This window comes from Tateyamaria sp. Alg231-49 (assembly GCF_900143535.1).
Lineage (GTDB): Bacteria > Pseudomonadota > Alphaproteobacteria > Rhodobacterales > Rhodobacteraceae > Tateyamaria.
In genome coordinates, this window is the sequence record NZ_FRFA01000001.1 from 14,071 (window position 1) to 30,569 (window position 16,499).

Annotated in this window: 12 protein-coding genes and 1 pseudogene; 4 read left to right on the plus strand and 9 right to left on the minus strand. The window is 54.3% G+C overall.

Annotated elements, in window-relative coordinates; all coding sequences use genetic code 11:
• Nucleotides 1-7: 7 nt before the first annotated feature.
• Complete coding sequence (locus DHN60_RS00075) at nt 8-832, plus strand: PP2C family serine/threonine-protein phosphatase (protein WP_108835245.1); 825 nt, start codon at nt 8-10, stop codon at nt 830-832.
• Between the two features lie 214 nt (nt 833-1,046).
• On the opposite strand, the gene DHN60_RS00080 is transcribed toward DHN60_RS00075, so the two are convergent.
• Both DHN60_RS00080 and DHN60_RS22550 read right to left on the minus strand, forming a co-directional pair.
• Nucleotides 1,047-1,754 (minus strand): IS6 family transposase, encoded by a 708-nt coding sequence (locus DHN60_RS00080; protein WP_108835246.1) that lies wholly within the window; start codon nt 1,752-1,754, stop codon nt 1,047-1,049.
• Nucleotides 1,755-1,813: 59 nt separating this feature from the next.
• Nucleotides 1,814-1,909 (minus strand): annotated as a pseudogene (locus tag DHN60_RS22550) (IS6 family transposase); the annotation flags it as partial.
• Between the two features lie 324 nt (nt 1,910-2,233).
• On the opposite strand from DHN60_RS22550, the gene DHN60_RS00090 reads away from it, so the two are divergent.
• On the plus strand, nt 2,234-4,948 hold the full coding sequence (locus tag DHN60_RS00090; RefSeq protein ID WP_108835247.1) for a hypothetical protein: 2,715 nt from the start codon (nt 2,234-2,236) through the stop codon (nt 4,946-4,948).
• 39 nt (nt 4,949-4,987) lie between these two features.
• Here the strand turns inward: DHN60_RS00090 and DHN60_RS00095 are convergent, their stop codons facing one another.
• From DHN60_RS00095 to DHN60_RS00110, 4 genes are all read right to left on the minus strand, one after another.
• Nucleotides 4,988-6,424 (minus strand): phosphatidic acid phosphatase, encoded by a 1,437-nt coding sequence (locus DHN60_RS00095; RefSeq protein ID WP_108835248.1) that lies wholly within the window; start codon nt 6,422-6,424, stop codon nt 4,988-4,990.
• 55 nt (nt 6,425-6,479) lie between these two features.
• Nucleotides 6,480-8,270 (minus strand): adenylate/guanylate cyclase domain-containing protein, encoded by a 1,791-nt coding sequence (locus DHN60_RS00100; protein ID WP_108835249.1) that lies wholly within the window; start codon nt 8,268-8,270, stop codon nt 6,480-6,482.
• Nucleotides 8,271-8,504: 234 nt separating this feature from the next.
• Nucleotides 8,505-9,209, minus strand: coding sequence for an IS6 family transposase (locus DHN60_RS00105; protein WP_108835250.1), 705 nt, complete (start codon nt 9,207-9,209; stop codon nt 8,505-8,507).
• A gap of 121 nt (nt 9,210-9,330) precedes the next feature.
• Nucleotides 9,331-10,230 carry a LysR family transcriptional regulator gene (locus DHN60_RS00110; protein ID WP_108835251.1) on the minus strand — a complete coding sequence of 300 codons (900 nt, stop codon included), beginning with the start codon at nt 10,228-10,230 and terminating at the stop codon, nt 9,331-9,333.
• A gap of 117 nt (nt 10,231-10,347) precedes the next feature.
• Here DHN60_RS00110 and DHN60_RS00115 point away from each other — a divergent pair, with 117 nt between their 5' ends.
• Together DHN60_RS00115 and DHN60_RS00120 are read left to right on the plus strand one after the other, a co-directional pair.
• Nucleotides 10,348-10,977 (plus strand): pyridoxamine 5'-phosphate oxidase family protein, encoded by a 630-nt coding sequence (locus tag DHN60_RS00115; RefSeq protein ID WP_108835252.1) that lies wholly within the window; start codon nt 10,348-10,350, stop codon nt 10,975-10,977.
• Nucleotides 10,978-11,029: 52 nt separating this feature from the next.
• Nucleotides 11,030-12,010 (plus strand): alpha/beta fold hydrolase, encoded by a 981-nt coding sequence (locus DHN60_RS00120; RefSeq protein ID WP_108835856.1) that lies wholly within the window; start codon nt 11,030-11,032, stop codon nt 12,008-12,010.
• Nucleotides 12,011-12,315: 305 nt separating this feature from the next.
• On the opposite strand, the gene DHN60_RS00125 is transcribed toward DHN60_RS00120, so the two are convergent.
• The 3 genes from DHN60_RS00125 to DHN60_RS00135 form a co-directional block, all read right to left on the minus strand.
• Nucleotides 12,316-13,716 (minus strand): amidase family protein, encoded by a 1,401-nt coding sequence (locus tag DHN60_RS00125; protein ID WP_108835253.1) that lies wholly within the window; start codon nt 13,714-13,716, stop codon nt 12,316-12,318.
• A gap of 371 nt (nt 13,717-14,087) precedes the next feature.
• On the minus strand, nt 14,088-14,525 hold the full coding sequence (locus DHN60_RS00130) for a DUF6632 domain-containing protein (RefSeq protein ID WP_108835254.1): 438 nt from the start codon (nt 14,523-14,525) through the stop codon (nt 14,088-14,090).
• Nucleotides 14,526-14,549: 24 nt separating this feature from the next.
• Complete coding sequence (locus DHN60_RS00135; protein WP_108835255.1) at nt 14,550-16,478, minus strand: DUF3604 domain-containing protein; 1,929 nt, start codon at nt 16,476-16,478, stop codon at nt 14,550-14,552.
• Nucleotides 16,479-16,499 lie beyond the last annotated feature (21 nt).

Below are 16,499 nucleotides of genomic sequence, written 5' to 3' on the forward strand. Positions count from 1 at the left end.
GAGCGGCATGCATTTCGAAGTTCTTCAAGTCGTCAGCATCAATGGGCACGCTGACAAACCGAATGATGACCGATGCGGATCAATCGCCAATCTGGCTTGGGTCGTCGACGGAGCAACCGATTTGTCTGAACCTGGCCTACTCGGCAGTCAGGGAGGAGCTTCGTGGCTCGCATCAGCAGCCAGCAGCACCTTCGCGATTTCAGAAGCAACAGATATTCAACAGACTTGTCAGGCCGCATTTTCGCAAATTGAGGCCCAGTTCGAAGCGCAAAGGACCAGGGAGGTTTCCAACCCTTGGGAAATGCCGAAAGCAGCGTTCGCGGTCGCCCTTCTAAAGGATGATGTTCTTTCGGTTGCTTGGGCCGCTGATTGCCCGATTTTGCTGATTTCAAACGACAATAACGTGTGGTGCACAGACGAACCCGACTCCAGTGCGGAAATGGCAGAAGCACGTGCACTCGGGGCGGGCGTCGGCACATATCCAGTTTTGACAGGCGAAGTATTGGAAAACCGTCGCATAGATCGGTCACGGGAAAACCACTTCGCACTCAGCCCAAATGCAAATTCGTCGACTCTGGCGACCCACTATGCGCAATTCAATATCTCTATCGGCGACGAAGTGATTTTGATGAGCGATGGATTTGCAAGTATTGTCACAGACTATAGAAAATATACGGCCCAAGAGATGGTTGAAGTCATAAAGTCCAAAGGCCTGGGGACGATTGTCGAAGAAATACGGGTTATTGAAAGAAAAGATTCCGCTTGCAGGCAATTCCCAAGGTTCAAAGTGAGTGATGACGCCACTGCTGTATGGGTTAGGGTATCTGGCTGACTTCTACTGCCAGGCACCTCCAATAATGGTGTCAGACGGGTGCTGTCATGTGTGGACGGCTCCGTTTTTGCAAGGGTTGATCTGAGCTGATGTTGATCTTCGCAGGTTGCGGTCATGTGTCCGGCCTGTTTACGCGGTACGTCTGACCGCTGGCCCTGATGGGTGCTGTCAGACGAATTCGAACCAGTCTCAGTTTTCCGCCAAATCCGCGAACTTATCCGGAACAAAGTTGACGCCACTCGGAGAGAGCGGCGCTTCGGTTCAGTTTAAAATTGTCTCGTGAGTGAAGATGTCGCTCCTGATTGAAGTGGTTATGGACCGAAGATTGAACGGCGGCGAATTTCTGCAAACATCGCATTTGCCTGAAGCGGAGCATCGCCCGTTCTCGTCGTCGAAACGGCAGGTGAGAATTTTCCGCTCGGTTGTTCACCCAGCGTCCCGTTTCCTGCCTTCGCGCGTTGCCAAAAACTTTCAAAGCGGCGCCATAAGAGCGCAGTTTGTCCGTCACGATCACTTCCGGCCGGCCATACCTCTTCATTGATTTTCTGAGGAATTTCAACGCAGCTTTGCGATCTCGCCGCTTGGTGACGTAGCTTTCCAGTATCTCGCCTTCGTGGTCCACAGCCCGCCACAAGTAGTGCGTCTCGCCGTTGACCTTCACGAAAACCTCATCGAGGTGCCACCGCCAATTCGAATAAGATCGCATCCGACTGACCCTGTTTCTGCGGATATCTGCTGCGAACATCGGGCCAAATCTATTCCACCAGAACCGAACCGTCTCATGGCTGACTTCGATGCCGCGCTCATGCAGAAGATCTTCCAAGTTCCGCAGCGATAGCGGGAACCGGACATACAGCATCACCGCCAGGCGGATGATCTCAGGGCTGGTCTTGAAGTAGCGAAATGGATTGGGTTTGGTCATCCCGCGAAGCCACAAAGCCGCCCTGCCCGCCTCAAGCTGGTTTCTTCTGACAGTGCCTTCCTTAGCGACAGCGGGAACCGAATGTACAGCATCACCGCCAGGCGGATTATCTCGGGGCTGGTCTTAAAGTACCTGGAGGAGGCAGGTTTGGTCATTTCCAAACGCTACCCACCCACTATGCCCCGCTCAAGCCAAGTTAATCTGACAAGACCCTGCCCGGCTCAAGCGATTTTGCTCTGACAGTGCCACTATCGACAATGACAAACTTGAGCTATGTTGGTTTCAGTTGCCCATTTTGGCACCCCACCTTTTTGAGGAAAGGGAGCACTGATTTGACTATTAAATTTCCAAGCTGGCCCAGTGAACCATACAATACCAGCAGTTGGCGCGACTATTGGCTTCGGTTTGAAAAAGAGTACCCAGGATCTGGAAGGCCATCGCGTTTGGTCTCGCATTCAGTCGCCCCATATATTGCAATAGTGACCGGCGACGCACCGGATCAAAAAACTCTGGGCGACATTGCGACGAATTATGTCTCTCAGCTTGCGTCCTTTCTGGAAAACTATGATCTCCTTCCTGGAGAAATCAGGAAATCTCTAGACCCACCGGTTGGCTGGAGCGAAAATCTGGTTCGCAACAAGGACCGAACACTTCCCGACGTCGACTTGATGCATTGGCTTGATGTTTGGCCGCACGTTGGTGCCCGTGAAGTTGAAAAACCTCCGAAGATTGCGTCGTGGAATTTGTCACGCAATGCAGATCATCAACTGCCCGCCACGATCATTATGGTTGCGACAGAGCTTTTTGCACTGGGAAGTGAAATTGCGCAGTTTACGGCCGGGTTGACCGTTCCGATGCTGGTTGAGGCAACGGGTGCTGGTATATTTAAAGTCACCATTCGGTCCATGACGGCAGAGTATCCAAGCGACCCACAACAAAGCTGGTCAACGGTAAGTGAAATTACGGAGCTATCGGACCCCGCTATACGGCAAGATCTGTTGAGCGCAATGATCGGTGACCTGACCACCTACGAGTCTGATATCAACAAACAGATCGGCGCTTCGGCTTCAGTGCTTCCTGGGTCTGTCAGTTTTGAACAGTTTTTCGTGGTGTCTAAGGTCGATGCCGACTTCGCAAAGGAGTCGATGGTCATTGAAGCGATGTTTAAGGGGCTTGGGGTGATCGGAAGGTTCCCGAACCCGTTGAGCTATCAGATCGTTAGTCAAATTGAGCTCACACTAGTCAACCTGGCTCCAGACTCTAAATTCAGCATGAAGGTACTGGGAACGCACACCTGCGAATTGATCACACATGTCAACGCCGGAGAAGCTAAGGTTCTGACCCAGTCGCCGCCAGCTTCCGATTTGCCCGCAGATTCTGCAAAACCTGATGCCGCGTTTGACTGGACGCTGCGGCGCCCCACCCGCCCGGATGATATGCTTGATCGGTTTCGGGAAACGATTAAGCTGTCCGTGGGCGACACTAAAACATTGAAAGATCCGGGGTTTGTGGTGCGGCGCTGTCCAGAGTTTGTGCCGCAAGACAAGGACGATTTGGGTAACCCCGATCCCACCAAGGTTTTGCATCTGCCTGCACACAGGGAAATAGCCCCGAGGCGAAACGAGTTTTCTGCGCTGAGCGCCTATTACAATTGCAGCGACTTTTTTGAGATGCTGAATGCATACGGCATCGACCCTGATGAATTTGTAGCACGGGCTGAGACTGATATTCAGATCTTTTACCGCTATGGCATTGCACCCGGCCCCGGTAAGGACGGGCGTACAATAAATGCGCAGGTGGCGTTTGATTGTTCGGCAACGGATGCGACGCGGCCCATCATTCGGATGAACCTCGCATTAGCCGAGCTGTCACGCTGGGACCGTCCGAAAAACAGTTCGGGCAAGCGCACATGGGCACAACCGCTTGGCATCGCTGCAGACCGGCGTTGGATGCTACATGAATTTGGCCACTACCTGCTTGCTGCGCGTCTTGGAAAGCTGGAATTCGATTTCGCCCACAGCGCGGGTGACGCAATGGCCGCCATTGTTTGCGATCCCAATTCCCGATTGGCGGACCAACGCAACGGTGTTGCCGAGACCTTTCGAGGCATAACATATCCATTTGTATTCTCAACCCGCCGTCATGACAGATCGCCAACATTGGGTTGGGCTTGGTATGGAGAGTTGAACCGGTCGGTGATTCAGTCACCGCCTGTTGGTTGCGAAGAGCTCAAGGGATATTTGACCGAGCAGATCCTGTCGACGTCCCTTTTCCGCCTTTATCGCGCGGTGGGGGGCGACAGTATGGATGGAGATGTTCCGGATGTGTATTTGCGCGAACGGGCCTCCTTCCTAACGATATTTTTACTGATCGAGGCCATTCATGGTTTTGGACAATCGCCGTCCAAGGCCGAAATGCTGGAACTCGGCATGGAACAAGCCGGAAACCTGCAAGGCGGCGTATTGGATATGGTGCCACAACCGATGTTGGCTAATGCGATGCAACAGCCCGATCAATGGAAAGGCGGGTTGACCCACAAGGTCGTTCGCTGGGCTTTTGAAACGCAAGGGATGTTTGTCGACGATGTCGAAGTCACCCACAACGGAATGGGAAATGCACCTGACGTGGATGTCTATATCCAAGACCGACGCCCCCAGAGCGAAATGGTCAATGGCAGCAGTTTTGCCTATGGCTATGGCAGCTATTGTCCAGTGTCCCTCGATTGGGGCGATGCACCGCTGTGGCAAACACCTTTTGAGATCACCATTGGAAACCGTGGCTCGCAAAACGCAGCCCTATGCCATATGCGCAAGTGGTTCGGGTTTGTCTTCAATGCAAATGAGGATTGGGGCCTTACCTCCAACATCATCTGGTGGCCCCATGCTCTGAACGAGAACGTGGCCGATATTGCTGCCGGCGAAAGACGGATCTTTACCGCCGAAAATGCAAATGCAGAAAATGAGGCAATCGCAGCTATTAGGGCGCTGGCAGACGAACAGGCACCTACGCTTGCCACTGTTCATGGCTTTGTGCTGTACGAACTTACCTGCCCGAATGACCGCGCCAACACCGACCCGCTGCAAGACTTGCCAGTAGCCGTTGATTTGTCGGTTGCTGATCTTCCAAAGACACCACGCGCATTAACGGATCTTGTTGCCAACGATAACAATCTGGGACTGAAACAAGTTTTCTAATTTAGGTCTAACCTTGGGCAGATCGGTTCCGCCGTTCGACTATTCGCTGGCTGGTTCCGGCTCCCAGGGGTTTGGCCATTCGACCTTGGCAGCTTCCAGAACGGTAAGAAGCGTTGGGCAGTTGATTTGCTCTATCGGGTTCCCGTTCTCGTCGGTCGTATTTTCGTGGTTGATCAACGCGTCCCAGATACCTGCGGCCAAATGGCGGCTACCAGAACTGTCGGATGGATAATGAACCCCGATCCGTTCGCGGTTTACGGCAATCCGATGCGCGATCGACAACAAAGGCGATGGGATCGGGTCCGTTCCTTGCAAATCGTTCCAATTGGGTTTGCGCAGCAGGTGCCCATTCTCCGGGCTATTTTGCACCATATCGCCAGCACTGTCTTCGATAGACTCTACGAGGACACCGTTGCGATAATAAAGGCCGGGTATCTCAAGCAAAAGCAGGGAAATAAAATGCGCAAGGAAGGAGTGGCCACTTGGAAAGGCCGGGTGTGCGGGCGGCCCAAACGGCACTGTCAGTCCGGGGCGCAGGATTGAAGGGCGCACCCTTTTGTAATGCGCCTTGTAGGCCATGTAGGTCACATTACCAATCGCCAATCCCACTTCGATCAGTTTGAGGGTATTAGGGTGATCGAATGAATTGATTCCCAGGAAATGAACCATGTACTCCGGCAGACCGTCGGCCTGGATATCACTTTCGACTAGATAGTTTTGTCGGTCGTCTTGCATGTAATAGACCAACTTTTCCAGCTCGCCCTTTATAAAATCGAACGCGGTCTTGTTTTCTGCGTCGGACGCGTCAGTGGCATTGACCGGTTTGATTCCGTTATGTTGCCATTTCAGGTCCTTTTCGTCTAACCAATTCAAGTCAACGGGATTGATGCCGGAAAGGGGACTTCCAGCCACTTCAGGTAGCCATTTTTCGTATTGCCCGGCAAATTCCAATGCCGCCAGCATTCCCGGTTCAGATCTGTCAGCCGCGCGCAACCATTCACCCAAATGCGGGTCGAACAGTGCCGTCCAGAACCGCAGCGCCGGATCCCAGTCCACGGTTGTCCATTCCAACGGGGCTTTCCCTGGTTGATAAGGATTGATGATGAACTCAAGCGGGAACGGCGAAACGCCGGAATTATCTGGCGTAAAGTCGAGCGTCCAAGGCAGCAGGGCCAGTTCCATAGGGGTTGCATAGTAGCTGCGGATAAAACCGATGCCGCCATCGGCGCCGACCGGAATGGCTCCCATGCCATTACCCATGCCCATGCCGTTACCCATGCCCATGCCCATGCCCATGCCGTTACCCATGCCCATGCCCATGCCGTTACCCATGCCCATGCCCATGCCGTTACCCATGCCCATGCCCATGCCGTTACCCATGCCCATGCCGTTACCCATGCCCATGCCGTTACCCATGCCCATGCCCATGCCGTTACCCATACCCATGCCGTTGCTCTTGCCCGTTCCCGACGTCATTAAGGTTCTCCTTGTCCTATGCTCTCAGCTTGAAAATACGTCAGTTCAAAACCTGTCAGAGTGGCAGGCTCGCAATAAATAAACCGCTTTTTAATGCCGATTTGTCTTCTCCACGTACAAAAGGGTACCACGAAACAAAGCGATCAACTGAAAAATTTTTGTCCAGCGCCAACAACTCGGCACCGACGGCGCGGGCCTGATCTTCTTTTCCATCCATAGCGAGGCTCGCCGCTAGGATCCTTAAGGTTGCGATAAAACGGGGATTAACGTGTCGCGCCTTTTGCAGCCAGGACACTGCTTCGCCGTAGTTGCCAGAGACAAACTCAGCGATTCCGGCTCCGGTCCACCAGGTAAAATTCAGCGTATCAAACGGGCTCAATTTGAAGGCATTGCGGAACCGTGACATCGCCTCCTCTCCACGCCCCAGATAGGACAATGTTACGGCACTTGTGGCCCAACCCAACGCGTTATTCTGATCAAGCGACAAAGCCAGATCAAACATCGGCATGGCATGATGCGGGTTGCCTTCTATCAGGCTGGTTAGATGGCCCGCGACCACCTGACAAAAAGAGTCGTCCGGATCCAGAGCAATGGACTGCCGCGCATGTTCAATCGCTAGTTTCTTGTCGCGCTCGGGATCATCCGAGCGCCCTTCACCAAACAGGTAATTTAACCGCCATGCCGAATACGCATAGGCGCGCGCATATGTTGGGTCGAGTTCCATCGCGCGGCGCAAAGCGATGCCCGAATGGCGATAACCTTCATCCGTAAAGCGATAGAGTTCGGACGCCGCCTTTAGAACACAGTCATAGGCATCAAGACTGTCCGTTGACCGATTACGAACCCGATTGATCCCGTGTGCTTTGAGGCGCGGTTCAAATGAACCTACAACAGATGCGACGATTGTGTCTTGAAAATGAAACAGGTCCTCGGCGTTCCCGTCAAATGTTTCTGACCAAATCGACCGGTTCAGCGAAACGTCCACCAATTCCGCAGAAATCCTCAGCCTTTCACCTTGACGGCGGACACTACCGTCCATCACATAATTGACCCCAAGTTGAGATGCGATGTTCTGCAAATCTCTTGCCTTATCGGCAAACCGCAAGGTCGAGGCCCGTGCAATGACATGGAATGCGTGGCTGCGCGACAAACCGTTGATAATGTCTTCGGTGATCCCGGATCCGAAGTATTCTTCCATTTCGTGTCCGGACGAAGAGCGAAAAGGTAATATCGCGACCGAGGGGCGTGACGTCCACTCAATGAACGGCTGATGCAGCTGAGAATGTTCATTCTTCTCAGCATCGTGGATTGGCTCCACCAAGAAAATATGGACGATCCGCTTGATGTTCTTGAGCCGCGGCGTACCCAAATCGACAAACCGGACATTGCCCCTATTTCCGACGAGCTCCCGGACAATTCCCGCCGCCACGATTTGCCCCGGTTGAGCGGCGTCGTGTATGCGCGAGGCGATGTTGACACCATCGCCCAGCAAGTTGTTTTCGTGCACTAAAACGTCATCAACGTTGATGGCGATCCGCAACTGCAAGGCTTCTCGCCCGCTACTCGGAATATTGTTTTGAGTCACTTTTTGCGCGTCCACTGCCCATTTTACCGCGGCAATGACGCTTTTGAATTCAACAAGAATGGCATCGCCTGCTGTTTCGACCAGTCTACCTTTGTGTTGGTCTAGCAAGGGCAGCAAAAGCTCCTCGCGCAGGTGTTTCCATTGGCTACTTGCCCAGAGGTCATCCTGAGCCATAAGCCGCGAAAACCCAGCCACATCAGCAAATGCTACTGCAGCAAGTCTTCGCGTTTCCATTGAATGCGGCATTAGATCGATCGCCATTACTAAACTCAAATACAAATAGTAGTGAACCGGTAATTGGCCCTACCAAAACCTTATTACATCAATGGGGATTGGTCTATCAGGCATTGTCAGACAAAATCAGCTTGAGCCGGGCAACGCGGCTGGAACTGTCAGAATGAGACGGGGGTGGGTGGCGGACCAGGGGGTGGGGGCATGTTTAGGTGCTGTCAGACCAATTCGAACTCGTCTCTGCAAGGACAATATGACTGCCCTTTATGCCTCACCGAGACCGCGCCACTCGGCAAGAGCAGCGGCGCGGTTGAGTTTGAAATTCGTTCGACTTGAGAGGCTGCGTTCCTGATTAAAGTGGTTGTAGACAGAAGCGTGAACGGCGGCGAATTTCTGCAAACTTCGCATGCGCCGGAAGCGAAGCATGGCCCGTTCTCGTCGTCGGAAAGGCAGATGTGAATTCTCCACTCGGTTATTCAGCCAACGACCCATTTCCTGCTTATCTGCGACGCCAATCTCTTTGAGAGCAGCGCCGTACGATGCCAGCCCGTCCGTCACAAGAACTTCAGGACTGCCGTACTTACGCATTGCTTTCTTTAAGAATTTCAACGCAGCTTTCTTATCGCGCACCTTTGTGACGTAGCTTTCCAGAACTTCGCCTTCATGATCGACGGCCCGCCAAAGATAGTGTTTCTCGCCGTTGATCTTCACGAACATCTCGTCAAGATGCCAGCGCCACTTGCTCGATTTCATCCCCTCAATCCGTCGCTTTCGGATCTCGGACGCAAACATCGGGCCGAACCGATGCCACCAGTATCTCACCGCTTCATGGCTGACATCGATGCCGCGCTCGTGCAGCAGATCCTCGACATTCCGAAGGGACAGCGGGAACCGGACATAGAGCATCACCGCTAGGCGGATGATTTCTGGGCTGGTTTTGAAATAGCGAAATGGGGAGCGTTTTGTCATCCGGTGAGGCTACGCAACCGCCCTGCCCGGCTAAAGCTGGTTTTGTCTGACACTGCCCGTTGCCGACACCAGGGCCGATTAGACTGGAATTCCGCCTTTTAGACTGGGCCGCACAGCATTCTTAATTGATGTGCTTATCTGTCCGAAGGCGCTCCACCATGAAGTCAACAAATGCTCTGACTTTGCCGCTGACCATGCGACCTTCTTGATGGACGACATGGATTGGCATCGATGGCAATTCGAATGCTTCTAGCACTGGTTTCAATCGGCCTGCTTCGATGAACGGCGAGATTTGATAAGATAGCACTCTCGACAGGCCCCATCCCCGCTGCGCCATTTCTATTGCGGCATCGTTTGTGTTCATCTGCACACGTGGTTTAACGTGAACCGAAGTCCGCGCACCGTTGACTTGAAAATCCCACGCGTGAGAGCCTCCAGCCGCCACAGACTGAATAAGTGTGTGATCTTTCAGGTCCTCCGGGTGCTTCGGCAGCCCATGTTTTTTGATGTATTCGGGCGCGGCAAAAACAACCTGCCGAACAGTGCCGCAGCGTACCGCAGTGAGCGAGGAATCCGGTAAGTCGCCAATTCGGATGCCAACATCCAGCCCTTCATCAATCAAATTCACGACGCGATCCACGAACATCGTTCGGGCGTCAACATGCGAGAAAGTGTTGAGGAACTCGCCGAGCGCAGGCGTTACGAACATGCGGCCAAATAAAACCGGGGCCGTAATGCTCAACTCGCCTCGTGGTTCAGAATGTGATCCAACGGCCGCGTTCTCTGCCTCCTCCAATTCAAGTAGGATCCGCCGCCCATCAGCCAGAAACCTTTTGCCGACATCTGTGAGCCCGATTGAGCGGGTCGTACGCATAAACAGACGTGCCCCAAGGTGTTCCTCTAGCATCGAGATGTATCGCGTGACTGCGGGCGGGGACATGTTCAACCGGCGCGCAGCAAGTGCGAAACCTTGGCAGTCAGCCACAGCAATAAACACCTGAATGGATCGAAGTCTGTCCAATTGATTATTCCATATTATTGAATAATTAATTTACTAATACAAGCATTCTGCTAATTCAAGGAACAGACTAGCTATTGTTCAACGAGTGACAGCCACTCAAACGAACAGGAGCACCCCATGCCACGCGCATTCGCAGAAATTAGTTTTACACCTTCCCTTCTTGCCCTGCAGGCACAAAACGGATCGGCGCAAGGGTATTCCAAATTTCTTCATCCGGACGCTGAGCGTGGTGATCGGATCGGCCCCGCTGAAGCGGAGTTCATCGCACGCAGAGATGGCTTTTATCAGGCCACCGTTTCAGATTCTGGGTGGCCTTATGTGCAATTTCGCGGCGGACCCGTGGGGTTCCTTAAGGTGCTGGATGATCAAACGATTGCCTATGCTGATTTTCGGGGAAACCGCCAATATTTGAGCGCAGGCAATCTTACGGATAATGATCGCGTCTCGATGATCTTGATGGATTACCCAAATCGGCGAAGGCTCAAAGTTTGGGGACGCGCAAAGCTGATCGCGGCAACCGAAAATCCGGAATTGATAGCCCAACTTCAGGACACGTCCTATCGCGGGCGAATAGAACGCGCCATAGTCATCGCGATTGAGGCGCTTGATTGGAACTGCCCACAACACATCCCGCAGCGGATGACGTTAGAAGAGCTGGAATCACAGCTTGAACCCATACGCGCCGATCTTTCCCGTCTGAAATCAGAGAACAAAGAATTAAAATTGGCGCTTGGTCAGACCGACTGATCAGCGCGTCATATTCTCCCTCACTATCACCACATCCAAAAAGGAAACCAAAATGACCAATCCGATTAAGTCGGTACTATCCGCGAGCCTTCTGGCTTTGACCCTTGCATCCCCCAACATCGCCGCGTCGCCCGCCTTCGCAGTTGAAACCAATGCTGTGATTGATGTTACACAAACGTCGTTTCACTCAGAAATCATAGATGGCATTAGGATCGCATATCGTGAGGCTGGTGATCCGGCCAAACCTACGATCTTGCTTCTGCATGGCTTTCCAACGTCGTCACACATGTTCCGTAATCTCATCCCCGAACTTGCCGCCAACTACCATGTCATTGCGCCCGACTACCCCGGATTCGGGGCGTCAGACATGCCATTGGCAAGGGAGTTTGATTATTCCTTCGCTAAGGTCGCGGACATGATGACCACGCTTTTGGATCGCAAGGATGTCGACGACTATTCAGTCTACCTGATGGATTACGGCGCGCCTGTCGGCTTCCGGATGTTTGCGGAACACCCGGAGCGGGTGTCGGGCTTCATAATTCAAAACGGCAATGCCTATGAGGAAGGTTTGCGCGAATTCTGGGACCCGATCAAAGCTTATTGGGCTGAACCTTCAACCGAAAATGGCGACGCACTGCGCGGATTTTTGGGAATGGAAGCGACGAAATGGCAGTTCACTCATGGCACGCAAAACCCTGATGCGATCAGCCCTGACAATTTCTGGCACGTTCAGTACTTGCTGGATCGTCCGGGCAATCAAGAGGTGCAACTGGCCATGTTCCTCGACTACGGCACCAACGTAGCTGAATACCCAAAATGGCAGGCGCTGTTTCGTGAATATCAACCGCCGACATTGCTGATGTGGGGCAAGAACGACCATATCTTCCCTGCCGATGGCGCACACCCGTACAAGCGCGATCTGGATAACATTGAGTTCCATTTGCTCGATACCGGTCACTTCGCGCTTGAAGAATTCGGCAGCGATATCGCGGCTGGGATGATCCAGTTCCTAGATCAAAACACCACCCCATAACGCGCCAGCAGAACCGGCAGATACCGCATCTTTCAAAGAGTTGCGGTATCCAGCCTGACTGACTGACAGAAGGAAATACCATGTTCATGACCTCTCATCCTACAATTGCCAGAGTTCCTTTTTGGAAGCGGATTTACCACGTCATCGCCGCCTATGAGGACTCGATGGATTTTGGTCCCACTGAACGTGTTAAGTCCGCAACTTGAGCATTGGTGCCGAACATAGCAAATGACAGGTCCAAGCGCGAAGCAGCCGCCCCCGCGTGCAATCGCGAAGCTCTGATCGCGTGGACTGGAGGCCCGTTTTCAATCCCAGTTCGGTTCAGCAACTTGGATTGGTTCACCCGCAGCCTCAATATCCAAGCCTGCGGCCAAAAGAATATCTTCTCGGTAATGCGGAGCAATTAACTGAACGCCAATAGGCCGGCCACGTATGCTCCCGGTTGCGACCGAGAGAGATGGGAGGCCGATCGCGGGCAGAGCCCTTTGTGTGAGTTGCGCTTCGAACACCCCTGCGAAGTCCGCTTCTGACTGCACATCCAACTGCTGGTCGAATGGCAATTCCCCTGAGACAGGGCAGACAACGATCGGGTATTCACGCAAGAACAATGCCCATTCCCTGACCAGTCCGGCGCGCGCTTGCAGGGCATTCATCAAGCCATCCAGACCGATGTCCCCAGCATCTTTCGACATCTGCTCAAACACAAACTGCGCGTCCGGGTCCGCCTCCTCTCGGATCAGACCTTTTGCGCCGAACTGTGTTTCCGCCATCCAAAGATGTGCATTGATCTCTGCCGCGGGTCGCATGGGCGGACATTCTATCTCATCAACGGTCCAGCCTGCCGCTCTGAGTTTGTCCGCAGCATCAGCCAAAGCCGCACGAATATCTTCTGCCACATGCATCCCATCCGGCGCGACTGTCAGCGCGGCCCGCTTGGGGAAGTCCTGCTGTGCAAGGGATACTGGCATATACCAAGGGTCGCGAGCATCAGGCGCTACCATGGCAGTCAGCGAGATTGCGATGTCTGAGATGCTGCGTGCGATCGGACCGGAGACTGCCATAAGCTGCGCGCCGATATATCGATCCGCAGCGCTTGCATTGTAAGCGGGTACCCGACCAAGAGACGGTCGCAGCCCATGTAAACCACATGCGTAGGCAGGATATCGGATAGAGCCTGCGATGTCAGTGCCGTGGCCCAACGCACAAATGCCGGCCGCGACTGCTGCGGCCGCGCCGCCGGAAGAGCCGCCGGGTGTGATGTCTCTGTTATACGGGTTCAGCGTTTGCCCGTGCAGGCTGTTCTTCGTGAACCAGCGCAGGGAGAACGCAGGCGTATTCGTACGCCCGACAATCACCCCTCCAGCCTTGCGAATATTCGAGACAACTGGGCTGTCGTGCTGCGCCACCTGATGTTCAAGGAGGCGTAAGCCGTTGGTGGTCGCATATCCTTTCTGATCGACATTGACCTTGATCGTGACGGGTACACCACACAATGCGCCCGGGTCTTCACCGCGGGCAACAGCTTCGTCCACCCGTTGGGCAGCGTGCATTGCATCTTCACGGCAGTCCTGGACAATGGCATTGATCTTAGGATTTACGTCGTCAAGGCGCTCTAAATGCGTGCCGGCAACTTCAGTCGCGGATATCTTTTTCGAACGCACTGCAGAAGCAATCTCGCTCGCTGTCATCTGCCATATCTGGTTCATTGCACTTCTCCACATCGTCCACTGCCTGCGCGTGGGTTTATCCGATTTAACGATCTGAGTTTCGCTGCGCCCGCATTAGGCCATATTGTCCGCATAGCATAAGTAGACCGGTTTTTCGTCACTGTCCGCTTTCGGTGAAAGCAGTCGTTCAGGACCAAAACTTCCAATTTCCGGACACGAACGGCAGCTCAGCGCGTCAAAGCTGCCGTTAGAGAAAATCGGTCGAATGACTGCATCGAGCCCAGAGTGTACGTTCCAAGTTCGCCGCTCTTCACTCGGCGGGCGTGTAAAATATTCCAATGAGCGGGTTGCTTAGTGCAATCGGCCAAATGATCAGATTTATCTCTGAGCACCTTGTTGGACCAGAATTTCTAATCCCGACGTCGGGCAGGATGCCAGGTCCACATCACGGCAGCGAGGACAATTGTCAGTGGGATATCGGCCCAAAGATGGGCATGTTCGTTTGGGTAAACGAAGGCCTGCGGTATCATGACGATGCAGTGCAGCAGGTTGGCAAAAATGCCCCAATCGAACAAGGCGACGTTCCTTTCGGGATCATCGGCCCCACGAACAAGCAAAACAGCCCAGGCGGCATAGAGGGCGACCAGCATGAACACGTAAGGATGCAGCCCGTCATAAGGTGACGCGGGATGCGCCGGGCCGATCTGGAGAGTTTCGGGAAGCACCCCCCAGACAAAACCCGGCGAGTAACCGACGAACCCCAGGAGCAGGCCGGGCACCAGAGCCCAGCCGACAACCCGCATGGCCGATGAGGATTTCCGAAGATAGGCGTCCTGTGAGCCGCTCATGATTGGCGTCCTCTCAGGGCCGGATCAGGGCGTGTACCAGATCGGCGAGGTATAGGCGCGGTCCTGCACCGTCATCGGCACTTCACTGGGCATCGTGATCCCGAACCGCTTCGCGTCGTAGGCCGTCCAGCGCGGCGTGGGTATCTCAATGACGCGCATGTAGTAGAAGGCGCTCTGGCTCGGGTCGAAATCCGGGTCCTCCCAGTGGACCATAAACATGGTTTCCCCGATCGAGTTGGTGTAGCTCGCATCAGCGACGTCAACGGTGCTGCCGACGGTTCTGTTGCAGCGGCGGTTCTCAATGGATCGATTGTCGGAACAGGCGACGTCGTAGATCCGCTCTTCCGTGGTGCCATCGGCATTGAGCCAGCCCTTGATGATCTGTATGCGGTCGAGATTGGCGCCATCGGGATCGCGCAAGGCGCGGATCATGAACTTGGGTGCTTTGCTATCGGGGGCGTCTGTCAGGTCCCCGCCCATCGGCACGCCGCGTGCGTAGCCCTGAGCAGCAAAATCGGGTCGCTGGACTTCATCGGGCCGGAAATCCCAGCCGCCGAAGATCCGGACGGTCAGGCGGGTCCCGGTGCTGGCGTAGACCTCCTTGCGGGCCATGGCATCGAATATCTCTTCGCGCGTGTTTTCTCTCGCCCACACAGCGACCAGTCCCGACGCGACCAGCTGCCAGTCGTAGACAAGCACCTCGCCTGTTGTGGCGTTCTTAACGAACACACCTTTGTACCTGTCTGGCGAGGGGTCCTCACTAGGGAGCTTACCAAAGTAATTTTCCTCGCGCGTGGTGGTCATGCTGACATGGTTATCAGTGCTGCCGATCATCCCGAACTTGAAGGGATTGACCCTAAGCTTCTCCTCCAGCCGGATCCCATTCTTCAGTGTCGACCGGGCGTATTCGTACTGCAGCATCCAGTCTTCCTTGGGGTTCCCAAAGGAATCGCCAAAGTCCCAGGTCCCGTAGTCCGCGAACTCGTCGTTGGGCGAAAGGAAGGGATGAGCCTCGCCGTCGCCCTTCTCTTGGGTGACCTCCATCAGGGGCTCCCAGCGCGCGCGGCGCTCGGCATAGCCCGCAGTCATATCGCTGCCCTTGATAACCTCCGCGTACATCTGGCCGTTGCTGATATTGCCGTTGTGGGGGATTGCCAGGATCTGGCCACCGGTATTCTCTTCGTATGCAGCCATGAACTCCCAAAGCTTCTCGGGATCACCGCTATCGAAGGCGCTGAACGGAACGATCTGCTTTACGCGATCAGGCCCGTCGCGAAAGATCACGACCCGGTGCAGGTTGGCGCCCGCCGGGCCAGAGCCGTCTTTCCCATTGCTGACCGTGGACCATTCGTATCCGTTGAGTGCTGTAAAGGTGCCTGGCTGGTTGAACCTTGAGGCAATATCCACGACGTCTTCCCAGACGGTCCGGGTAACCTTGGGGTCGGAGAAGCGCGGTACGCCGGACGTGAAATCCTTCTGCATGGAAACAACGGCTTGCCAGGCCTCCTGCGGGCTACCGTTCATCTTTGCGTACCACTCCTTACCGACGTCGGTTGCCAGCAGCGCGGGGTCTGCCTCGTTGAGCAGCTTGGCAATGCCAAGGTATTCCGCATGATCGGTGACCACCAGAAAGTCCAGTGGCCGGACCAGTTGCACCCGCAAGCCTGAGTTGGACGTGACCTCCTCGCCCCGGGCCAAGCGGAAGCTCACGTCTGGGCTGTTGTTATTCCCTATCATGCCGCTGTCCACGGACAACGAGGAATGGTGGTGGGCATCGCCCCAGAGCACCCGCTGCGGGAAGTGCTGATCCACATAGGGCGAATAGGGTTCCGGCTTCTCAACCACTCGTCCCTGATCCAGCGTTCCGGTATCTTGCGCCCCAGCCGCGCCACCCAGCAAAGCGAAAAGTAGAGTGCCTGCGCACAGGGGCTTAGAAATAAGCTTGATCGACATATTTGCCTCCTGAAAATCCCA